Origin of the sequence: Halalkalibacterium halodurans, assembly GCF_005671335.1 — a bacterium.
Lineage (GTDB): Bacteria > Bacillota > Bacilli > Bacillales > Bacillaceae_D > Halalkalibacterium > Halalkalibacterium halodurans.
This window is the reverse complement of the sequence record NZ_CP040441.1, coordinates 22,449-46,179: the sequence shown is the minus strand read 5'-3', so window position 1 is coordinate 46,179 and position 23,731 is coordinate 22,449. Positions and strand designations below refer to the sequence as shown.

Annotated in this window: 14 protein-coding genes, 3 rRNA genes and 1 other annotated feature; of the genes, 8 read left to right on the top strand and 9 right to left on the bottom strand. The window is 46.6% G+C overall.

Going from position 1 to position 23,731, the window contains the following annotated elements; genetic code table 11:
• The first annotated feature begins 63 nt into the window (after window positions 1–63).
• From nikC to FED51_RS00150, 7 genes are all read left to right on the top strand, one after another.
• Window positions 64–969: a nickel transporter permease gene (gene nikC / locus FED51_RS00180; protein ID WP_053432631.1), complete on the top strand. Its 906-nt coding sequence runs from the start codon at window positions 64–66 to the stop codon at window positions 967–969.
• 18 nt (window positions 970–987) lie between these two features.
• Window positions 988–1,932, top strand: coding sequence for an ABC transporter permease (locus tag FED51_RS00175; RefSeq protein ID WP_010896213.1), 945 nt, complete (start codon window positions 988–990; stop codon window positions 1,930–1,932).
• A gap of 58 nt (window positions 1,933–1,990) precedes the next feature.
• On the top strand, window positions 1,991–3,034 hold the full coding sequence (locus FED51_RS00170; RefSeq protein WP_010896212.1) for an ABC transporter ATP-binding protein: 1,044 nt from the start codon (window positions 1,991–1,993) through the stop codon (window positions 3,032–3,034).
• Window positions 3,015–4,031, top strand: coding sequence for an ABC transporter ATP-binding protein (locus tag FED51_RS00165; protein WP_053432630.1), 1,017 nt, complete (start codon window positions 3,015–3,017; stop codon window positions 4,029–4,031). Before FED51_RS00170 ends, FED51_RS00165 begins: the two co-directional genes overlap by 20 nt.
• A 185-nt stretch (window positions 4,032–4,216) precedes the next feature.
• Complete coding sequence (locus FED51_RS00160; RefSeq protein ID WP_138090126.1) at window positions 4,217–5,434, top strand: ISL3-like element IS651 family transposase; 1,218 nt, start codon at window positions 4,217–4,219, stop codon at window positions 5,432–5,434.
• A gap of 150 nt (window positions 5,435–5,584) precedes the next feature.
• Window positions 5,585–7,510: a bifunctional metallophosphatase/5'-nucleotidase gene (locus FED51_RS00155; RefSeq protein ID WP_053432629.1), complete on the top strand. Its 1,926-nt coding sequence runs from the start codon at window positions 5,585–5,587 to the stop codon at window positions 7,508–7,510.
• Between the two features lie 93 nt (window positions 7,511–7,603).
• On the top strand, window positions 7,604–8,506 hold the full coding sequence (locus tag FED51_RS00150) for an acetamidase/formamidase family protein (RefSeq protein ID WP_010896209.1): 903 nt from the start codon (window positions 7,604–7,606) through the stop codon (window positions 8,504–8,506).
• Between the two features lie 417 nt (window positions 8,507–8,923).
• Here the strand turns inward: FED51_RS00150 and serS are convergent, their stop codons facing one another.
• The 5 genes from serS to guaB all read right to left on the bottom strand — a co-directional run bounded on the left by serS (window position 8,924) and on the right by guaB (window position 15,004).
• Complete coding sequence (gene serS, locus FED51_RS00145) at window positions 8,924–10,201, bottom strand: serine--tRNA ligase (RefSeq protein WP_053432628.1); 1,278 nt, start codon at window positions 10,199–10,201, stop codon at window positions 8,924–8,926.
• Window positions 10,202–10,263: 62 nt separating this feature from the next.
• Window positions 10,264–10,471: a binding site (T-box leader), on the bottom strand.
• On the bottom strand, window positions 10,471–11,061 hold the full coding sequence (pdxT, locus tag FED51_RS00140; RefSeq protein WP_053432627.1) for a pyridoxal 5'-phosphate synthase glutaminase subunit PdxT: 591 nt from the start codon (window positions 11,059–11,061) through the stop codon (window positions 10,471–10,473). It overlaps the preceding feature by 1 nt.
• Before the next feature lie 19 nt (window positions 11,062–11,080).
• Window positions 11,081–11,965: a pyridoxal 5'-phosphate synthase lyase subunit PdxS gene (gene pdxS, locus FED51_RS00135; protein WP_166740129.1), complete on the bottom strand. Its 885-nt coding sequence runs from the start codon at window positions 11,963–11,965 to the stop codon at window positions 11,081–11,083.
• A gap of 139 nt (window positions 11,966–12,104) precedes the next feature.
• Window positions 12,105–13,439 carry a serine hydrolase gene (locus tag FED51_RS00130; RefSeq protein ID WP_053432625.1) on the bottom strand — a complete coding sequence of 445 codons (1,335 nt, stop codon included), beginning with the start codon at window positions 13,437–13,439 and terminating at the stop codon, window positions 12,105–12,107.
• Window positions 13,440–13,546: 107 nt separating this feature from the next.
• Window positions 13,547–15,004, bottom strand: a complete 1,458-nt coding sequence (guaB, locus tag FED51_RS00125) for an IMP dehydrogenase (RefSeq protein WP_010896204.1) — start codon at window positions 15,002–15,004, stop codon at window positions 13,547–13,549.
• 129 nt (window positions 15,005–15,133) lie between these two features.
• Here guaB and FED51_RS00120 point away from each other — a divergent pair, with 129 nt between their 5' ends.
• On the top strand, window positions 15,134–16,087 hold the full coding sequence (locus tag FED51_RS00120) for a YaaC family protein (protein ID WP_053432624.1): 954 nt from the start codon (window positions 15,134–15,136) through the stop codon (window positions 16,085–16,087).
• Window positions 16,088–16,223: 136 nt separating this feature from the next.
• On the opposite strand, the gene rrf is transcribed toward FED51_RS00120, so the two are convergent.
• From rrf to FED51_RS00100, 4 genes are all read right to left on the bottom strand, one after another.
• Window positions 16,224–16,339, bottom strand: a 5S ribosomal RNA gene (gene rrf / locus FED51_RS00115).
• 289 nt (window positions 16,340–16,628) lie between these two features.
• Window positions 16,629–19,568 (bottom strand): 23S ribosomal RNA (locus FED51_RS00110).
• An 854-nt stretch (window positions 19,569–20,422) separates the two neighbouring features.
• Window positions 20,423–21,972 (bottom strand): 16S ribosomal RNA (locus FED51_RS00105).
• The 16S, 23S and 5S rRNA genes sit together here, the layout of an rRNA operon.
• Window positions 21,973–22,630: 658 nt before the next feature.
• Window positions 22,631–23,710: a hypothetical protein gene (locus tag FED51_RS00100; RefSeq protein ID WP_233443869.1), complete on the bottom strand. Its 1,080-nt coding sequence runs from the start codon at window positions 23,708–23,710 to the stop codon at window positions 22,631–22,633.
• Between the last annotated feature and the right edge of the window lie 21 nt (window positions 23,711–23,731).

The following is a 23,731-nucleotide window of genomic DNA, read 5'->3' as shown; positions in this document are numbered from 1 at the left end:
CCGAGTAAATAGTATTAATTTGTCAAAATATTTAACGAATAATGAAAGGAATGAAAATGAGCGATGAGCGCACAGACGGAACAGACGATTAACAGCGAAGCTACCGCAGCTCCACCTCCGAATCCTCGCATTCAGAGTTGGAAAAATTTTTATAAAAAACTCGCAAAAAACAAAGCGGCCATGGTCGGCTTGTCCTTAATTATTTTCTTCATTGTTGTCGCTTTAATTGGACCATATTTTACAACCTACGATCCTTATGAGCCAAATGTGATGAATAAGCTCGCCGAACCATCGGCTGAACATTGGTTCGGTACAGACCACCACGGGCGCGACATTTTTACTCGAATCATTCACGGGATGTCGATCACCCTATATGTAGGATTTTTCTCTGTCGTACTAGGAGCGATTGTTGGAGTTATTCTCGGAGTCGTGTCCGGTTATTACGGTCGGCTTGTTGATACCGTCATCATGAGAATTATGGACGTTCTCCTCGCATTCCCTGGAATTCTACTAGCTCTAGCGATTATTAGTATTCTAGGAGGGAGTATAAATAACGTTATTATCGCTGTTGGGATTTTCTCGATCCCTGTGTTTGCCCGGATTGTCCGTGGTTCTACCCTTGCCGTCCGAAAATTGGAGTACATTGATGCGGTGAAAGCGCTCGGTGCAAGCGACGCTCGCATTATTTTCAAGCACATTTTACCGAACGTCTTATCTCCGATTATCGTTCAAGGGACGTTAAGCATTGCTACGTCCATCCTTACAGCCAGTGCCCTTTCCTTCCTCGGGCTCGGTGCACAGCCGCCGATTCCTGAATGGGGAGCGATGCTTAGCGATGGCCGAAACTACATGTATGACGCACCTCATGTTGCCTTGTTCCCAGGGTTAGCAATTGTCGTCGTCGTACTTGCGTTTAATATTTTTGGAGATGGATTAAGAGATGCACTTGATCCAAAATCGAAAAACTAGGAAAAGAGGTGCAAAACATTGTTTGTTTTTATCATTCGACGTCTACTTCAAACTATTCCTGTCTTAATTGGTGTGTCGATTATTGTTTTCAGCTTGCTGCACCTCGTCCCTGGTGACCCTGCGATCATGATTGCTGGGGAGAGTGCACCTCAACAAACCGTTGAAAACATTCGCGAACGGCTCGGTCTTAATGATCCGGTTCCTGTTCAATACTTTAACTATGTATCAGGTGTCATCCAAGGGGATCTAGGAACATCCTTCCGTAGTGGTCGCCCTGTAGCTGATGATATTGCCCAACGATTTTGGGTCACTCTTGAACTATCAATCTACAGTATTATTTTAAGTGTATTCTTAGGGTTAATTGCGGGAATTGTTTCTGCAACAAAGCGTTACTCTTTTGCTGATACGTCCTTAATGATCATTGCCCTTTTCGGCTTATCGATGCCAAACTTCTGGCTCGGGTTAATGCTGATTCAATGGTTTGCGATTGGCTATACACCATGGCTACCGTTTGATACGGCTTGGTTCGCGCCTTCAGGCTGGGGTTCGTTCCGTCAAATCGTTTTACCTGTCATTACGTTAGGTACTGCTGGAGCAGCGATCGTTGCGAGAATGACGCGATCCAGTATGCTGGAGGTCCTCCATCAAGATTACATTCGTACCGCTCGTGCGAAAGGGGTAAAAGAGCGTGTCGTTGTGTATCGCCATGCCTTGAAGAACGCTTTGATCCCTGTCGTCACCGTTGTCGGGATTCAATTCGGATTCCTATTAGGCGGCTCGGTCTTAACCGAACAAGTCTTTGCAATTAACGGGCTCGGTCGATTAATCATTGAAGCGATTAGACAGCGTGACTTCCCTGTGGTCCAAGGAGCTGTACTCGTCATTTCCGTCCTGTTCGTTTTTGTTAACTTGCTCGTCGATATTACGTATCGCTTCTTGAACAAGCGGATTGACCTAGATTAAAAATTAAAAATAACTGTACGTGTCATATATAGATGGATGAAGAAAGGTGGGAAATGTTGTGACGACGAAAGTGGCCTCAAAGGCGGAGACGATTCTTGAAGTGCGTGACCTCCGTACCTCCTTTTTCACAGAAGCGTTCGAGGTAAAAGCGGTGGACGGTGTGACGTTCTCTGTCCCTAAAGGAAAAACGCTAGGGATTGTTGGAGAATCCGGCTCTGGTAAAAGCATTACGTCCCTCTCGATTTTAAAGTTAATTCAAGAGCCTGGAAAAGTAGTCGGTGGAGAGATTAACTTTAAAGGGGAAAATCTCGTTACAAAAAACGAAGCTTACATGCGAAAAATTCGCGGGAACGAAATTTCAATGATTTTCCAAGAACCGATGACATCATTGAACCCTGTTTATACAGTAGGACAGCAAATTAGTGAGTCGTTCCGCATCCACGAAAAGTTAGGAAAAAAAGAAGCGTTAAAACGCTCTGTTGATATGCTGAAGCTCGTTGGGATTCCTTCTCCTGAAAAACGGGTGCACCAGTATCCACACGAGTTATCAGGTGGAATGAGACAGCGTGTCATGATTGCGATGGCACTCGCCTGTAATCCGGAGCTACTAATTGCCGATGAACCAACAACTGCATTGGATGTGACGATTCAAGCGCAAATTCTTGAGCTCATGAAAGATTTACAGGATCGTCTCGGCATGTCAATCATTATGATTACCCATGACCTTGGCGTTGTTGCGGAAACCTGTGACTACGTCGCTGTTATGTATTGTGGGAAAGTCGTTGAATATGCCGATGTGAAAACGTTATTTAAAAATCCACGTCACCCATACACCGTTGGTCTATTAAACTCTCTCCCTCGTCATGACATTGACCTTGAGGACGAAGAGCTATCGGTTATTAAAGGGAATGTCCCTAGCCCGGCAGATATGCCTGAAGGCTGCCGCTTTGCACCACGATGCCCATTTGCGAGCGATATTTGTAAAGAACGCCTTCCGGATCTTGAAACGGACGAGAACGGGAATCAAATTCGCTGTTGGGTTTATTCAGAACAATGGGACGGCGATCCGGAGGTGAACATCTATGCAGAAAGAACTTCTTAAAGTTGAAGGCCTAAAACAATACTTTCCGATCAAAGGCGGTATTTTAGGGCGAACGGTCAACCACGTAAAAGCAGTAGACGATGTGTCTTTTACGATCTATGAAGGGGAAACTGTTAGTATCGTTGGGGAATCTGGCTGTGGGAAATCGACAACAGGCCGAGCGATTCTTCGCTTAGATGAGCCAACAGATGGGAAGATCGAGTTCCAAGGGGAAGATCTCCTTTCCTTAAATAAAAGAGAAATGCGTAAAAAACGTAAAGATTTACAGATCATTTTCCAAGACCCTTATGCTTCCATCAACCCGCGACAGACGATTCGTCAAGTGCTCGAGGAAGCAATGGAAATTCAAAAAGTCGTCCCAAGAGACAAGCGTGGCGAGCGCATTCGTGAACTAATGGATACCGTAGGCCTCGGTTCTCACCAAGCTGACCGCTTTCCCCATGAGTTCAGTGGAGGTCAGCGTCAACGGATCGGGATTGCCCGTGCTCTTTCGGTAAATCCGAAATTGATCGTTTGTGACGAAGCCGTTTCCGCGCTCGACGTGTCGATCCAAGCGCAAGTAATTAACCTACTAAAACGACTTCAACGGGAATTCAAACTAACGTATCTGTTTATTTCCCATGATCTCGGTGTCGTTCGCCATATTTCGGATCGAGTGATCGTCATGTATCTTGGTCGCATCGTGGAAATTGCTGATAAAACGTCATTGTTTGAAAATCCTCAGCATCCGTATACGAAGGCGCTTTTATCTGCGATTCCCGTACCGGACCCTGAGAAGAAAAAAGAGCGCATTATCCTTAAAGGCGATGTTCCTTCGCCAATCGATCCACCAAACGGCTGTCGCTTCCATACTCGGTGTCCATTTGCGACTGATAAATGTCGAACGGAAACCCCTGAGCTGCGTACAGCTGACTATATGAAAGACGGTCATCTCGCCGCATGTCATTACATGGAAGAGATCGAGTCAGGAGCTCATCAGCAGCCTGCTCAAGCATGATTTGCAACGTCTCTAGCAGTCGCTAGAGGCGTTTTTTTTGCATAAATTTAATTAATTCTTTTTTGGCTCTACAATAAATGTTGGGGTTTTTGCACAAAAGAGGGCAAAAAAAATGCACGCAGGCTCCTTTATCCATTATCCTTGAATTGTCCAGAAACAAAGAAAGGATAGGAGCTGCGTGTACGATGAATTTTACCATGAATTTGCCCGGATTAAAAGGTGTGAAGGTCACAAAGATGGAGGAACGAGAGGGCTTTATCGCGCTCCATGTAGAAATGCCGCGAACGCCTCATCGTTGCCCATCCTGCGGGGAGAGAACCGAGAGAATCCATGATTACCGCATCCAAAAAGTTCAACATCTCAAGCTCTTTGAACGGTGGGTGTATCTATTCTATCGAAAGCGCCGGTACGCGTGCAGATGCGGGAAGCGGTTTGCGGAGAAAGCCTGTTTTGTAGAGCGATATCAGCGTCAGACAGTGGAATGGAATCAAGCGTTTCGCTTACGGCTCATTCAAGGGAAGAACTTTACGGACACAGCGAATCAATTCCAAACGTCCGTGACAACTGCCATGCGCCGGTTTGATCAATTGGCGGCCCCCCTCGTGAAGAAGGTGGATCACCTTCCTCCTCGGATTGCGATTGATGATTACAAAGGGGATACGAATGCGGGGAAATATCAAGTGATCATTGCGGATGCAGATACACGGAAGCCACTGGATATCTTACCGGATCGTAAAGCCGATACGCTTAAACGATATCTTCAAGAGAAGGGTCATCATGTAAAAACGGTCGTGATGGATCTTAGTTATACCTTCAAGTCGGCTGTTCAAAAGGCCTTAGGCCACCCGCTCATCATTGGGGATCCGTTCCATTTCTGTCGTTACATCTACTGGGCTCTGGAAGGGGTTCGCCGCCGAGTGCAAAAAGCGTTCCATCCGTATCATCGAAAACGATGTAAACGGATCAAACATCTGTTTCAGAAAGAGAGAGAAGGACTGGATGATAAGCAAAAGAAGAAGGTGGAGCGGTACTTAGAGCTATCCCCTGATTTAAGGGAAGCGTATGAGCTAAAAGAACATTTTCGTCGGTGGTATCAAGAAGCGAAGATGCAAGGAAGGGAAGGACGAATGAGCGAGGTGAAGCAAGGGCTCTACGCCTTTTACCGAAGAGTGGAGGCGAGCCCGTTAAAGGAGTTCCACCGAGCCATTCAGACGCTGAAGAACTGGCAGACCGAGATCTTGAATAGCTTCGCGTTTGGCTTAAACAATGGTTTTATTGAAGGACTGAATAATCAAACGAAGGTGATTAAGAGAAATGCCTTTGGTTTTCGGCGTTATGATCGCTTGCGAAACCGTATTCTCTTGCATCATCAATTCAAACATCAAACATTCGGGGTAGGATAAGAGGGGCTCGCCCTCCTATGCCACCCCAACATTTGACTAAGAACCTCTTTTTTTAACAATAAATTAATTTATTGTTACACATCGTTGGAAATCGGCTATCTTCTGGTACACTAGAAAAAGATCACCATTTTAATGAAAGGATGAATTTTTATGAAAAAAGCAATACTCTCACTTATCTCATTTTTTCTTGTCCTTACATGCTTTCAAACGCCTTTTGCTGAAGCTAAGGGAAAACCTCATGTGACAAAAGAGGAGTATCTCATCACCCTTCTTGATGAATTAGAACTTGAGGTTGCTATGTACGAAGGGGCCGATGTGCCATTTTCCGATGTCTCCAAAGAAGCCATTCCTTACATAGAAGCAGCTATTCGGATGGATATTCTTGACAACACGTTAGGAGCAGAGTTTGGCGCCACACGGCCGATTAGTAAAGAGGAAGCATATGTTTTACTGATTCGGGCATTACAGCTTGAACCCTCTAACTTAGATGTGCTAAAAAAAGTTCGTGATCAGCGGCAAATCACCTATCCAGCAGAGGTAGCGGCTGCTCTTGAATATGGCCTTGTTGTGCTCGAAAAAAACAACAAGCTTCGGCCAAAAACGAAATTGACTCGAACAGAGCTTACCGACATGTTTGAGAGGCTAGATGAAAACTTTGAGCGCCTCTCCATTGTACACACGAACGATCTTCACGGCCGAATTCTTCCCAATGAAAGCAATGGTGAAATGGGATTAGCGAAAATCGCCTCCATCGCCAATTCCGTGCGTGAATCAAACTCAGAAAGCTTGCTGCTTGACCTTGGGGATACGTTCCACGGCACAAACTATGTGAACTTCAACGAAGGGGAAGCTGCCGCCGAAGCGATGAACCTTATGGGCTATGATGCGATGGTGGCAGGGAATCACGATTTTAACTTTGGCTATGAGCGGCTTGTTCAAATAGCTGAGGAGACTTTAGCATTCCCACTCCTAAGTGGTAACGTCCTTAAGACTGAATCAGGGAACACCCTATTCTCCACCCATCAGATCGTTCAGATTCACGATCAAAAGGTGGCGTTGATCGGCTTAACAGCTTCTGACACTCCAGTCAAGACACATCCCGATAACATTAAAGGCTTAACGTTTACCGATGAGGTGGAGGCTGCCCAATCGCTCGTCAATCAAATTGCACCGACCGTCGATCATGTGTTTCTTCTCACCCACATTGGCTATGGTGTCGACCGTCAGATCGCTGAACAAGTGGAAGGGATCGATTTAATTTTAGGAGGGCACAGCCATACGACGCTAGAGTCACCAGTGAAAGTAAACGATACGTATATTACGCAAGCGTATGAGCACGGAAAAGCTGTAGGCGTAACCTATGTCTTATTCCATCAAGGGGAATTCGCCTCTGCTTACGGCCAGCTTATTAGAGATTACCCAGGTTTAACGGCTGATCCTGAGGTTGAGAATTTACTCGATACGTATAAAAAAGAAGTAGAGGACGCTCTTGCGGAAGTGATTGGCACGGTACCCGAACGACTCGTTGGTGCGCGCGAGATTGTTCGCACCCAAGAATCCAACCTTGGGAACCTTATTACCGACGCCATGCGAGACATGACAGGCGCTGACATTGCCTTTACGAATGGTGGAGGCATCCGTGCAAACATCGAAGCAGGCGACGTGACAAAAGGAGACGTAATCGCTGCATTCCCATTTACGAATACGGTGATAGCCCTTGAAATCACAGGGGATCAATTATTACAATCACTCGAGCATTCGGTTCGTTTAGCTCCAGCTGAAAACGGAGGCTTTCTTCAAGTATCTGGCGTTCAGATGACGTATGATCAAACGAAAGCACCAGGAGAACGTATTATCGATCTTACGGTTAACGGTGAACCTTTGGATAAAAATAAAACGTATACAGTTGCCACTAATGACTTTTTAGCAGCTGGCGGTGATGGTTACTCTTGGTTGGCCGATGGAACCCTTGTTATCGACACGGGTGAATTGCTTAGCGAGGCGGCTAGTCGTTATATTGCTTCTGGTCAGCCAATCCCTCCTGTGGAAGGACGAATCCAAGTGGTTGGGCAATAATCCCTCACCTTTCCTCAAAGCCAATCGTGCTTTGAGGATTTTTTATTCCCTTTTATGGTAAAGTGAAGCTGGAAGGCATAAGGAGGCTAAGCTATGATTCGACTATCGAATGAGAACACCATCTTTTTTATGGATAAGGAAAATGTCCCTATCGCTTCTTGTCAATCAGGGGATACGGTCATTTTTGAAACGAAGGATTGTTTCAGCGATCAAATAACGAATGAAGAGCAAGCGCTCACGTCCATTGACTTTAACCGAGTAAACCCCGCTACCGGCCCTCTCTACGTCGAAGGAGCCAGACGAGGGGATATGCTTGAAATCGAGATACTCGACATCAAGGTAGGCAAACAAGGTGTCATGACTGCTGCTCCTGGACTAGGAGCACTTGGCGAGTCCTTAAACTCACCAACAACAAAGCTCTTTCCTATCGAAGGGGATGACGTCGTTTATTCCACGGGTCTCCGCCTCCCTCTTCAACCGATGATCGGAGTGATCGGAACGGCACCGCCAGGAGAACCGATCAATAACGGTACCCCAGGACCACACGGCGGCAACCTAGACACGAAAGATATTAAGCCAGGAACAACGGTCTATCTTCCAGTGGAGGTGGATGGAGCATTACTCGCCCTCGGAGATTTACATGCCGCAATGGGAGATGGGGAAATCCTTATCTGTGGTGTTGAAATTGCTGGCACCGTTACGTTAAAAGTAAATGTCAAGAAAGAGCGAATGTTCCCCCTTCCTGCGCTTAAAACAGATACCCATTTTATGACCATAGCCTCTGCGGAAACGTTAGATGCAGCCGCTGTTCAAGCGACAAAAAACATGGCTACCTTTTTAGCGAATCGCACAGCACTGTCGATAGAAGAAGCAGGCATGCTTTTGAGCGGTGCTGGTGATCTATACGTCAGTCAAATCGTCAATCCACTAAAGACAGCGCGTTTCTCATTAGCTTTGCATTACTTTGAAAAATTGGGTGTTGATCTATGTAACTAACGAAAGCCCCCACTTGGAGGATGGAGTCAACCTTATCCTATTGGGACTCACACCATTCGACGAGGAAAGGGAAGAACCTCCTCTGAATGAAATTTCATTTTCACTTTATAATCAAAAATAGAGGGCGTTCACTCTTGTTGAAACGCCCTTTTTGAGACAGCTCCTTTGCTTATTCGTTCGAAATGGCGACTTGGCGGACGCTTTCACCACAGGCACAAGTGCAACATCGACTCACGCACACTTTGTTTGCATGCGATTTTTTTGCGTAACCAAACGGCTACTTATCTGCAGTATACCATGAATCAACTCGTGCTTCGGATCTCATTCCAGAGAACCACACAAAAATCGGGAGAACCGTTTGATGCGGTTCTCCCGACTTTATGTTTTAAGGTGCTTTTGCGACAGCCCCCTTTGTAACTACGCCTCAAACTTTTCCATCCCACCCATATACGGGCGAAGCACTTCTGGAATGACAATTGTTCCGTCTTCCTGTTGATAGTTTTCCAAAATCGCTGCCACCGTACGGCCAACAGCAAGGCCAGAACCGTTTAATGTGTGAACGAACTCAGCTTTGCCTTTCGCCTCTCGACGGAATTTAATGTTGGCTCTGCGCGCTTGAAAGTCTTCAAAGTTACTGCAAGAAGAAATTTCCCGATACGTGTTTGCGCTCGGAATCCATACTTCTAAGTCATACTTTTTCGCTGCTGTAAAGCCGAGATCAGCCGTACACATGCTCATCACCCGATATGGAAGCTTCAGAAGCTGCAACACCTTTTCGGCATGGCCTGTGAGCTTTTCAAGTTCATCATAAGAATCTTCAGGTGCTACAAATCGAACGAGTTCGACTTTATTAAATTGGTGCTGCCTGATCAGTCCACGGGTATCGCGCCCAGCAGAGCCTGCTTCAGAACGGAAATTCATGCTGTATGCCGTGTAAGCGATCGGTAGCTGATCCGCAGATAAAATTTCGTCTCGATGCAAGTTGGTCACTGGGACTTCTGCTGTCGGAATGAGGAAATAATCCTCCTCGCGAATTTTAAAGGCGTCCTCTTCAAACTTCGGTAATTGTCCCGTTCCAGTCATGCTCGTACGATTGACGAGGTATGGCGGAAGAACCTCCTCATAGCCGTGCTTGTCGTGATGGAGATCCATCATAAAGTTAATAAGCGCACGCTCTAACCGCGCTCCTGCCCCTTTATAGAAGGCAAAACGGCTTCCTGTGACTTTCGCGGCACGCTCAAAATCAACAATACCTAATGCTGTGGCTAGATCCCAATGGGCTTTCGGTTCAAAAGGAAAGTTCGGCACTTCCCCCCATTTACGCACTTCGACGTTGTCATCTTCCGTTTCACCAACAGGAGTGCTTTCGTGGGGGACATTTGGAATCGCAAGCAATAGTTGATCAAGCTCTTCATCAAGTTGACGCAATGTTTCATCTAACCCTTTAATCTCATCAGAAACGTCACGCATTTCTTTAATGAGATGATCTGCGTCTTTCTTTTCCCGTTTAAGCTGAGCGACCTTTTGTGATACTTGGTTACGACGGCTTTTTAATTCTTCTACCTTTACAATCACTTGCCGCCTTTTTTCATCTAGGCTACCAAACTTTTCGAGGCCTGAAATGTCCTCACCACGTGTTTGCAACTTTTCCTTAATTCCTGCAAAGTCTTTTCGCAACCGTTTAATATCCAACATATAAAACGCCTCCTTTGGTATCGAATCAATGTTTATATACAAAAAAGCTCTCATCCCTAAAGAAAAGGGACGAGAGCACCCGCGTTGCCACCCTTGTTGCCAGCTATACCGCTGACCACTCATCTGGATAACGGCCAGAACCGGAAACGCCTACTTATGTTCAGCATTCCACTCAAGGATGGATTCATAGGCACCTCTGGCTAGTTCGCACCGTCCACTAGCTCTCTGAACAGAAGTATTCCTATTACTAGTTCCTCTCAACGCATTGTTTATGATTGAGCAATGGTTTTTGCTTCTTTTACCATTTGGACGAAGTATTGATGAAATCTCCGATCATCCGTCAGTTCAGGATGGAATGAACAACCAAGCAAATGACCTTGTCTAGCGACAACAATTTCATCGCCAAACTTGGACAGCACGTCCACATTTTGACCCACTTCCTGAATTAAAGGGGCACGGATAAAAACCGCACGTACGTCATCGCCAACGCCTTCCACAATCAAGTCTGTTTCGAAGCTTTCGCGCTGACGACCAAAAGCGTTCCGTTGCACTGTCATATCCATTAATTCAAGATGCCCATGATCCTCTCCATCAATACGTGCCGCCATTAAAATCAACCCAGCACACGTACCAAATACCGGCTTGCCCTGTGCAGCGAATGCCTTCAAAGGTTCAAAAAAGCCATATTTATCGATGAGGCGGCGCATCGTCGTGCTTTCCCCACCAGGGAAGACAAGACCGTCCAACTCCTCAAGCTGCTCTACTTTCTTGACAATGCTCACTTCCACCCCAGGAGCTTCGAGGCAGCGGACATGCTCCCTAACGGCTCCCTGAAGTGCCAATACACCGATTTTCACCATTGGCTTCCTAGCTTCCTTTCTACCAGCCACGCTCTTGCATACGTTCAGAAGCATCCAATGTAGAAATCTCAATCCCTTTCATTGCTGTTCCAAGACCTTTGGATAATTTCGCAATGAGGTCATAATCTTCATAATGTGTAGTCGCTTCAACGATCGCGCGAGCAAATTTCTCTGGTGTTTCTGATTTGAAGATACCAGAACCGACAAATACTCCGTCTGCACCTAGTTGCATCATTAATGCTGCGTCTGCAGGTGTTGCCACGCCGCCGGCTGCAAAGTTAACGACTGGGAGCTTGCCTGTTTCTTTAATACTTAATAATAGCTCATAAGGAGCTCCGATGTTTTTTGCCTCTGTCATGAGCTCATCTGTTGACATGTTAGAGACCTTACGAATTTGTGCTTGCATCATGCGCATATGACGTACAGCTTCGACTATATTTCCTGTTCCAGGCTCGCCTTTTGTCCGAATCATGGAGGCTCCCTCACCGATTCGACGAGCGGCTTCGCCTAAATCACGTGCACCGCAAACAAACGGCACGGTAAAGTCACGCTTGTTTAAATGGTATACTTCATCCGCTGGTGTTAAAACTTCACTCTCATCAATGTAGTCAACACCTAACGCTTCAAGAACACGTGCTTCAACAATATGACCGATTCGGCATTTTGCCATGACTGGAATTGAGACAGCATTCATCACTTCTTCAACAATTGTTGGGTCTGCCATACGCGCAACACCACCGGCTGCACGAATGTCTGCAGGAACTCTCTCAAGTGCCATAACTGCTACAGCACCTGCTTCTTCAGCAATTTTCGCTTGTTCTGCGTTCACAACGTCCATGATGACGCCGCCTTTTTGCATTTCTGCCATTCCACGTTTGACGCGATCCGTACCTGTATCCACCATCATCCATTCCTCCTATACCGATGCTCTTCACTACTCATTCACATAGTATCTCAAGTCATCCATAAGATTATCATAAATTTCAGTAATTATTGTAGCACGAAACGAACTTTCCGCAAAGGCGTATGACACCTTTGACCTATTATGAGAACCAACCGCGAACGGTATCAGCCGCTGCACTCCAAACGTTGGAGAAAAAACCACCGATGCCTCGCATGAGGAGGGAGAACCAACCTGCTCGCTCAACATCTGCATCTGTCACGAGAGTCGCCCCACCTTGCTGGTCTTCATAGAGATAGGCCGTCTCCCCATCACCGGAATACGTAAGGGTAATCTGACCTACCGCTTGTCCAGCCTCTACTGGAGCCTCAAGCCCTCCATCTTCATCAAGTGATGATTCATCAATCGTAACGACTGGATCATAGAGTTCTTCTTCTCCATTACGGACAACCGCATGCAATGGTTCACTTGTTGAAATGGAAACCTCTCGCTCTTTTCCTGAAGATACTGGCAATGTTTGGGCTTCTGCTGGTTGAAATCCTGCTGGTAACACTTCTGTATGAGTAAAGTTGTTAAAGCCATAATCTAATAGCTTCGCCGTTTCTTTAAAGCGGTCATCCCGCGTCTCAGTGCGCATCACAACGGAAATCAAGCGCATGCCGTTCCGTTCAGCTGTTCCTGTAAAGCAATTCCCTGCTTCGGCTGTATAGCCGGTTTTTAAACCGTCAATTCCTTCATAATCGTGCTGTGGTCTAATCCCTTTAAGCATCCAGTTCCAGTTTTCCATTTCAATTTCTTCGCCTTCACCAGCACGAAATGTTTTTTCTGGGATGCTCGCCGTTTCTAAAACTTCAGGATAATCCTTTAGGAGGTTATATGCAAGCTTAGCCGTTGCTCTAGCAGACATGACGTTTTCCGCATTCGCATCCGTTCCTTCCGGATGATTCCCTAGCAAATCTTTGTTATTTAAACCAGATGAATTCACAAACTTGAAATCTTCGAGACCTAATTCTTCCCCTTTTTCATTCATCCGTTGAACAAAGGCGGATTCGGAGCCTGCGATTAATTCTGCTAAAGCAATTGTTGAAGCATTGGCAGAATAGATCGCCACAGATTCATAGAGTTCCTTTACAGTGTAAGTCTCATCTTGTCTGAGAGGAACATTGGATAACTGTACATATAAGGAAAGCTCTCGCACGTAATCACTAATCGGAACTTCCTGGTCCCAAGAGATTTCCCCTTCATTTATGGCTTCGAGGATGAGATATTCGCTCATCATCTTCGTCATACTTGCTGTAGGTAAAACGGCATCAATATTTTTTCCATATAAAATTTTTCCTGATTCTGCGTCCACTAAAATGGCTGATTCTGCCTCTAATTCAAAAGCGGCGTTGGCCGTCATTGCTGGCGTAAACATAGAAAAAACCATAGCCATGGCAAGGACAAGAATGAACCATTTTTTGGTCTGGTGTTTCACGTTTTCTGCACCTCCACTAACTGTCACATAAACGATATTTTATCACATCCTTTCATAAAAAAATAGATAGGGAAGTCCCCTATCTATGAATTGTTACAACACCGTAATTATAATGTATAGTTTGGTGCTTCTTTTGTAATCTGAACGTCATGTGGATGACTTTCTCGTAATCCAGCACCGGTAATACGAATAAATTGCGTATTTTCTCGCAGTTCATCAATCGTCTTCGTTCCACAATAGCCCATACCTGCACGAATCCCGCCGACAAGTTGATGAATCGTATCATGAAGTGGCCCTTTATAAGGGATTCTTCCTTCAATTCCCTCTGGAACGAGTTTCTGATTATTTTCCTGGAAATAACGATCCTTACTTCCTTTTTCCATCGCACCGAGAGACCCCATCCCTCGATATACTTTAAATTGGCGCCCTTGGAAAATTTCTCTCTCCCCAGGGCTCTCTGAAACACCTGCGAGAAGACTTCCAAGCATGACGGCATGTCCACCAGCAGCTAGTGCCTTGACGATATCTCCAGAGTATTTAATTCCTCCATCAGCAATAATTGGTACTCCGTGCTTTCTCGCTTCATTTGCGCAATCATAGACAGCGGTAATTTGAGGAACCCCAATTCCTGCAACAATTCGAGTCGTACAGATGGAGCCAGGCCCAATTCCTACTTTGACAACATTGGCACCAGCTTCAATTAAATCTCTTGTTGCTTCAGCTGTTGCTACGTTTCCAGCAATAATCGTTAAATCAGGGTATTGCTCGCGAATGGCTTTTACTTTTTCTAGGACACCTTTTGAGTGACCATGGGCTGTATCGATGACAATGACGTCGACACCCGCCTCCACCAACGCAGCAACTCGCACATCTGTATCAGCAGATACGCCAACAGCAGCCCCAACAATGAGACGTCCTTGGGAATCTTTCGCTGAATTCGGGAATTCGATTACTTTTTCGATATCTTTTATCGTAATAAGCCCTTTTAATGTACCACTTTCATCAACGAGTGGTAATTTCTCAATTTTATGCTTTTGTAAAATTTCTTCAGCTTCTTTCAACGTCGTACCGACTGGTGCGGTCACTAAGTTTTCCTTTGTCATCACATCATCTATTAACGTGGAATAATCTTCAATAAAGCGTAGGTCGCGGTTTGTAAGGATGCCGACAAGCTTTTGATCTTCGTCAACAATAGGGACACCGGAAATCCGATACTTACCCATTAAGTGTTCCGCATCAAAAACTTGGCGATCTGGAGTTAAGAAAAAGGGATTCGTTATAACGCCGCTTTCTGATCGTTTAACTCGGTCTACCTGCTCTGCTTGCTCTTCTACAGACATGTTCTTATGAATAATTCCAAGTCCACCTTCGCGTGCAATGGCGATCGCCATTTTCGCTTCTGTCACCGTATCCATCCCTGCACTAATAATCGGAATGTTAAGTTGTAATGTTTCCGTTAGCTTTGTTTTAACTGAAACATCTCGAGGTAGTACCTCTGATTTTGCAGGAACGAGTAACACGTCATCAAAGGTAAGCCCTTCCTTTTGAAACTTATTCTCCCACACGTTTTATTTCCCCCTCCGCAGATTTTCCTAAAAATATTATTAGTAGCTTATCAAGTGGGCAAACTACTGTCAAGAAACGGGTAAATGTTCGATTTTTCAAAATTTTAATCAGGGAAAGGAGGTATTTTTTTGACTGAACATCGCTGGGAAAAACTTCTCCCGTTTTTTTCTGCAACCTATACGAGAAAGTATCTCTTTGAACGATATGAACAACAAGAAATTGCCCAATCTTCAACTATGAGTTATCGCACATGTTACGCATTTATGTACCATCTTCAACATGGGAAATTGTTTCTTGAACAAGGAGCAAATGCACCTTATGAAATCAAGCCAGTTCTTTTTTTCTATGGACTTATTCAGCTTTTAAAAGTATGTATCTTAACCGTTGATCCTGAATATCCTTCTTCATCACAAGTTTTAGCTCACGGGGTTACTACGCGGAAGCGCAAAAAAAACCGCTACCGCTTCTTTTCAGATGAAGTGAAGGTACAGCGCCATGGATTGTTTTCCCATGTTCTCGACAAAATGTTTCACATGAAGCAGATCAATGGGGAAAAATATCGAATGGAAACGTTGTTGCTTCATGCGCCAATTCTGTTTCCAGTTCTAGAATCAATCTATAAAAAAACGTTAGCAGTTCCTTGCCATATCGATGAAGCAACCTTACGTATTCCAACGACGCTACTCGACCATTATCACATGACCGAGGCACGCTTTGAAACTTATTTAAATGACTACAGCGTGAAAAAATTCACTCGTCAAGAAAGCTCTGAATCTGGGGATTTTTTAATGTTCAAAGCTTCATCACCCTTAAATCCTTTTAAATGCCACCCTTTTCTGTACGAATCAAAATCGAAAGTGTGGCTGCTGACAGATCGAGAAGAAACCTTACACTTACCCTCGATTGCCATTCATTACTTGCTTCTATACAATTTGAGCATGCTTTGCCGGTATGAAACAGAGTGGTGGGGTGAGTTGTTCCATACATTTGATGGGGAGGATTTGCCCATTATCCTTCGTTTGCTTGATGGATACGAGCAACTGATCCCAGAGTGGATCTCTGCTTTCTTATTGGGAGGGTAGGGGCATGATGCTTTTCTTTGTTGCCTTTTTCATGGTGTGACCATCGGCTTTCCTTCGTTCGGACCAACGCTCTTCAGCGCCTTTTCTACTTCAGATGACATTAAAAAAGCACAACCCGATTGGATTGTGCTTTACTGCTTGGCAGCGTCCTACTCTCGCAGGGGGAAGCCCCCAACTACCATCGGCGCTGAAGAGCTTAACGACCGTGTTCGGCATGGGAACGGGTGTGGCCTCTTCGCTATCGCCACCAAACCATTTAGTTACGGCTTCCGATCAACGTCGCATTTTGGTGTCATCTTCACTCCTCCAGATCCTCACGTATCGTGTGTACGCTCCGGTCTGTCGTCGCTCAATTCCTAAAACTGCTCGTTTCTCGAAACCCTTTTCTTTGGACCTAAGAGAATAATCTCTTGATCACGGCTTCCGATCAACGTCGCACATGGTGCGATGTTGTATCGAAGCTTCTTTGGAGAACAAGATTCTCTCAAAACTAGATAATGGGACGCGTTCTCGAGTTCGAGACGTTGCTTTTGATTTGTTTTTGGATAAGTCCTCGACCGATTAGTATCTGTCAGCTTCACGTGTCGCCACGCTTCCACACCAGACCTATCAACCTCATCATCTCTAAGGGGTCTTACTGGATTTACTCCATGGGAAATCTCATCTTGAGGGGGGCTTCATGCTTAGATGCTTTCAGCACTTATCCCGTCCACACGTAGCTACCCAGCGATGCTCCTGGCGGAACAACTGGTACACCAGCGGTGTGTCCATCCCGGTCCTCTCGTACTAAGGACAGCTCCTCTCAAATTTCCTACGCCCGCGACGGATAGGGACCGAACTGTCTCACGACGTTCTGAACCCAGCTCGCGTACCGCTTTAATGGGCGAACAGCCCAACCCTTGGGACCTACTTCAGCCCCAGGATGCGATGAGCCGACATCGAGGTGCCAAACCTCCCCGTCGATGTGAACTCTTGGGGGAGATAAGCCTGTTATCCCCAGGGTAGCTTTTATCCGTTGAGCGACGGCCCTTCCATACGGCACCGCCGGATCACTAAGCCCGACTTTCGTCCCTGCTCGACTTGTAGGTCTCGCAGTCAAGCTCCCTTTTGCCTTTGCACTCTACGAATGATTTCCAACCATTCTGAGGGAACCTTTGGGCGCCTCCGTTACTGTTTAGGAGGCGACCGCCCCAGTCAAACTGCCCACCTGACACTGTCCCTGAACCGGATCACGGTTCGAGGTTAGAATGTCAATACCGTCAGGGTAGTATCCCACCAGCGCCTCCACCGAAGCTAGCGCTCCGGCTTCCAAGGCTCCTACCTATCCTGTACAAACGGTACCAACATCCAATATCAAGCTACAGTAAAGCTCCATGGGGTCTTTCCGTCCTGTCGCGGGTAACCTGCATCTTCACAGGTACTATAATTTCACCGGGTCTCTCGTTGAGACAGTATCCAAGTCGTTACACCATTCGTGCGGGTCGGAACTTACCCGACAAGGAATTTCGCTACCTTAGGACCGTTATAGTTACGGCCGCCGTTTACTGGGGCTTCAATTCAGAGCTTCTCCCGAAGGGATAACCCCTCCTCTTAACCTTCCAGCACCGGGCAGGTGTCAGCCCCTATACTTCGCCTTGCGGCTTCGCAGAGACCTGTGTTTTTGCTAAACAGTCGCTTGGATCTTTTCACTGCGGCTCTCTCGGGCTTGCACCCTATCAGAGCACCCCTTCTCCCGAAGTTACGGGGTCATTTTGCCGAGTTCCTTAACGAGAGTTCTCCCGAGCGTCTTAGAATTCTCTTCTCGCCTACCTGTGTCGGTTTGCGGTACGGGCACCTCTCACCTCGCTAGAGGCTTTTCTTGGCAGTGTAGGATCAGGAACTTCGGTACTATCATTTCCCTCGCCATCACAGCTCAGCCTTCACGGAAAGCGGATTTGCCTACTTTCCAGCCTAACTGCTTGGACGCGCATCTCCATCAGCGCGCTTACCCTACCTTTCTGCGTCCCCCCATTGCTCAAACGGTGAGGAGGTGGTACAGGAATTTCCACCTGTTGTCCATCGCCTACGCCTTTCGGCCTCGGCTTAGGTCCCGACTAACCCTGAGCGGACGAGCCTTCCTCAGGAAACCTTGGGCTTTCGACGGAGGGGATTCTCACCCCTCTTTTCGCTACTCATACCGGCATTCTCACTTCTACGCGCTCCACCAGTCCTCTCGGTCTGACTTCGCTGCACGTAGAACGCTCCCCTACCACTCGCACCAACGGTGCGAATCCATAGCTTCGGTGATACGTTTAGCCCCGGTACATTTTCGGCGCAGAGTCACTCGACCAGTGAGCTATTACGCACTCTTTAAATGGTGGCTGCTTCTAAGCCAACATCCTGGTTGTCTGGGCAACTCCACATCCTTTTCCACTTAACGTATACTTTGGGACCTTAGCTGATGGTCTGGGCTGTTTCCCTCTTGACTACGGATCTTAGCACTCGCAGTCTGACTCCCGAGGATAAGTCATTGGCATTCGGAGTTTGACTGAATTCGGTAATCCGGTGGGGACCCCTAGTCCAATCAGTGCTCTACCTCCAAGACTCTTCCCTCGAGGCTAGCCCTAAAGCTATTTCGGGGAGAACCAGCTATTTCCGAGTTCGATTGGCATTTCACCCCTACCCACACCTCATCCCCGCATTTTTCAACATGCGTGGGTTCGGGCCTCCATTCAGTGTTACCTGAACTTCACCCTGGACATGGGTAGATCACACGGTTTCGGGTCTACGACGGCGTACTATTTCGCCCTATTCAGACTCGCTTTCGCTGCGGCTCCGCTTTTTCAGCTTAACCTTGCACGACATCGTAACTCGCCGGTTCATTCTACAAAAGGCACGCTGTCACCCGTTAATGGGCTCCAACTAGTTGTAGGCACACGGTTTCAGGATCTTTTTCACTCCCCTTCCGGGGTGCTTTTCACCTTTCCCTCACGGTACTGGTTCACTATCGGTCACTAGGGAGTATTTAGCCTTGGGAGATGGTCCTCCCAGCTTCCGACGGGGTTTCACGTGTCCCGCCGTACTCAGGATCCACTCTGGAGGAAACGAAGTTTCGGCTACAGGGTTGTTACCTTCTGTGACGGACCTTTCCAGGTCGCTTCACCTACTTCGTTTCTTTCTGACTCCGTATAGAGTGTCCTACAACCCCAAGAGGCAAGCCTCTTGGTTTGGGCTGTTTCCGTTTCGCTCGCCGCTACTCAGGAAATCGCATTTGCTTTCTCTTCCTCTGGGTACTTAGATGTTTCAGTTCCCCAGGTCTGCCTCCTCATACCCTATAGATTCAGGTATGGGTACCATCCCATTACGGATGGTGGGTTCCCCCATTTCGGATATCCCCGGATCAAAGCTTACTTACAGCTCCCCGAGGCGTTTCGCCGTTCGTCGCGTCCTTCTTCGGCTCCTAGTGCCAAGGCATCCACCGTGCGCCCTTTCTAACTTAACCAAATAACGTCAGATTCTCTTCGTATCTCTTTGTCAGCTTCGGGATTTTCGGTCATGTTGCCTACAGGATGTAGGTACCAGGCGTTGTGACACGATGTCACGCCCTTAGCGTGGTTCCTTTTCCTATACGCTCCATTCCTCAAACCCTTGCTTCCTCGATCTACTTGAGACTCTTTGTTATTCATCAAAAGCGTCATGGAATTCTTGACGTCTCGTTCGTGAGTATTTTCCCTACAGGATGTAGGTTAAATACCCGGTGAACTCGATTTGCGTCATATAAGCTTCCAATGAGCATCGCGCTCATCTTCCACTTACAATTTATCATTATCTAGTTTTCAAAGAACCATTTTGACGGCAGATCATCATCGCATCTCTTCGTCAGCTTCAGATTCTCGGTCATGTCACGTATACACATACGCTCCATTCCTCAAATCCTTGCTTCCTTGATCTACTTGATGCTCTTTGTCAATTCCATTAATTGAGAGTTTTGAGTTCTCTCAAAACTGAACATGGCGACTGACTTCAATCACATCATGATTGTCATCATCGCTATTTCTTCATGCAGCCATGCGCTGAGGAAGCTAGCTTCGTAGCTATACTCGCAGACGCAAGCGCAAAAGAAACAATCAGTTGTTTTGAAGGAACAATTCCTTCAAAACTGAACAAGGCTACTGATTTCAATCACATCATGCAACACTTGCCAGTCTGTGCTTCATGCTGCCTTGCGACGAGTAATCGCAGGAGCAAAAGCATTTTAATTGAGAGTTTTGAGTTCTCTCAAAACTGAACAAAAGTCCGAAGCGTCCTTCCGCAGATGAATCTGCGAATGGTCGACTAGAGTTAAAAACTCCGTAGAAAGGAGGTGATCCAGCCGCACCTTCCGATACGGCTACCTTGTTACGACTTCACCCCAATCATCTGTCCCACCTTCGGCGGCTGGCTCCAAAAGGTTACCTCACCGACTTCGGGTGTTACAAACTCTCGTGGTGTGACGGGCGGTGTGTACAAGGCCCGGGAACGTATTCACCGCGGCATGCTGATCCGCGATTACTAGCAATTCCGGCTTCATGCAGGCGAGTTGCAGCCTGCAATCCGAACTGAGAATGGCTTTCTGGGATTGGCTTCACCTCGCGGCTTCGCAACCCTTTGTACCATCCATTGTAGCACGTGTGTAGCCCAGGTCATAAGGGGCATGATGATTTGACGTCATCCCCACCTTCCTCCGGTTTGTCACCGGCAGTCACCTTAGAGTGCCCAACTGAATGCTGGCAACTAAGGTCAAGGGTTGCGCTCGTTGCGGGACTTAACCCAACATCTCACGACACGAGCTGACGACAACCATGCACCACCTGTCACTTTGTCCCCCGAAGGGGAAAGCCCTATCTCTAGGGTGGTCAAAGGATGTCAAGACCTGGTAAGGTTCTTCGCGTTGCTTCGAATTAAACCACATGCTCCACTGCTTGTGCGGGCCCCCGTCAATTCCTTTGAGTTTCAACCTTGCGGTCGTACTCCCCAGGCGGAGTGCTTAATGTGTTAACTTCGGCACTAAGGGCATCGAAACCCCTAACACCTAGCACTCATCGTTTACGGCGTGGACTACCAGGGTATCTAATCCTGTTTGCTCCCCACGCTTTCGCGCCTCAGCGTCAGTTACAGACCAGAGAGTCGCCTTCGCCACTGGTGTTCCTCCACATCTCTACGCATTTCACCGCTACACGTGGAATTCCACTCTCCTCTTCTGTACTCAAGTCTCCCAGTTTCCAATGACCCTCCCCGGTTGAGCCGGGGGCTTTCACATCAGACTTAAGAGACCGCCTGCGCGCGCTTTACGCCCAATAATTCCGGACAACGCTTGCCACCTACGTATTACCGCGGCTGCTGGCACGTAGTTAGCCGTGGCTTTCTCGTTAGGTACCGTCAAGGTGCCGCCCTTTCGAACGGCACTTGTTCTTCCCTAACAACAGAGTTTTACGATCCGAAAACCTTCATCACTCACGCGGCGTTGCTCCGTCAGACTTTCGTCCATTGCGGAAGATTCCCTACTGCTGCCTCCCGTAGGAGTCTGGGCCGTGTCTCAGTCCCAGTGTGGCCGATCACCCTCTCAGGTCGGCTACGCATCGTCGCCTTGGTGAGCCGTTACCCCACCAACTAGCTAATGCGCCGCGGGCCCATCTGTAAGTGATAGCCGAAACCATCTTTCAAAAAAGAACCATGCAGTTCTTTTTATTATCCGGTATTAGCACCGATTTCTCGATGTTATCCCAGTCTTACAGGCAGGTTGCCCACGTGTTACTCACCCGTTCGCCGCTAACCTCTAGGAGCAAGCTCCCTTTGGTCCGCTCGACTTGCATGTATTAGGCACGCCGCCAGCGTTCGTCCTGAGCCAGGATCAAACTCTCCATAAAAGTTTGATAAAGCTCATGTTTCACAGGATGTTGTTTCCTGCGACACTTCATATTAAATGAAGTAAATTGACGAGATACCTTGTATCTCTTTATTTCGCTTGGCTTTTGTTCAGTTTTCAAAGAACTGCGTCGTTTTTTAGCGACTAGATTAATATAACATGTCGTTCGTATTTATGTCAACAACTTTTTTTGTGTTGTTTGAAGCGACGTTTAATAATTTATCATCATTTTGAACATAAGTCAATGAATTTTTTATCTTTTACACAACATCGTAGTACTCGTCCTATGTATAGAAGAAAAGACTCTTCCTAGTAAGCTCCTTTCATAAATAATCAATTATAATAGTCTCTGTAGCCTCTCTATTTTAAATCTGTTTTCTATACTGCTCGTTTTACTTTCTATTGATATTCTGGCCTAACCAAGGATTACTGGACACTGCATCCTTTTTAGTGGGGAGCGTAAAAATTTAGACGGCACAACCGGCATTTCGTGCTAGTTGCGCCGTCTCGATCGTCTGTCCTTCTTGAGCGGAATGGACATTTCCATAAACATACGATGTTTTTTTCAGGACCGGCTTCGACTTTGGCTCATGAAGTTTTGGGCCTTATCAGAAAGTCATAGCACGTAAAAAACCCTTCTTTAAACCCCATCATATTAGTTAGCCTGTAATGAGCCATGGAGAGCAATAGTAATCCCTGCGGAAAAGCTCTCCGCTAGTTGGAAAGGTTTGCGGCATGTTTCCATAGGTAATATTCGTCGCTCGATAACCACCGAACACTGTGTGAGGGTTCGGTCGCTCGGCAAGGTTTTGTAGAAAGGTTTCTCCATTAAAACGCATTAACGGAATCGCACTCATTTGATGCAAACCATTCCAATAAGCATCGGCTCCATCATGGCGTGCGATCCAATAAAGTCCCGGTTGTAGTTCGACCTGAAGGTCAGCGTAACCCCAGCCTCCGTCAGCAGCAATGGTCATTTCAGGGCTTTGAAAGATGAGATTACTCGGTCTGCCTGTGCCATCGTCAGCGTAAATGCCCACTTTCGCTCTTACGGTACCATTTCCGTTTCTTAGACATAACCCAGCCCGTACGAAGGTTGTTTTACGAGTGATCGGAAAGGGAAACGCATCGATTGTATTTCCGTAGACGAGAATACCGAAAGCCGGTCTATGGCTTTCCGTATGATAACCACTTTCAATAATCGGATTGTAATCGCGACGGTAATGGGACAAATACGTTCCAGCAACAGGATAAAACGGCTCCACTCCTCCGACTCTTATAACCGCTTCTTCTGTTCCGCTACCAGGGCCCTGCATGTTTTCTTTTATCTGTTCAATCTCTTGGGCATGTTGGGCAATATCATCCAAAATATTTGCCTCTCCAATAATATGAGTAAAATCGGCGGTTACTTCTGCGTCCGTATGCTGCTGAGCCACAAATACGACTGCTCCGTATGCTGGATAAAGCTCATATTCCCCTGGATCAACCACGGTCCCATCTCGGTAAATGACAGGCTCCGGTTGAGTAGTCCAATTCCGTATATCTGCTTCATAAATTCGAAAACGCAAGGTCGAATCTTCTTGATCCGTTACAGGCAGCAGAGGATGGTTCTCCTTCACATCCGTTTTCATCCCTAGAACGTCCTGAATTTTATTAACATCGTGCTGTACCCCTGATAGATGAGCCGATAAAATACTTTCACTTGCTAAATCACGGTAAGGTGTTTTCGCCACTTTCATCGTCCTCCTTTTTATCCTTCA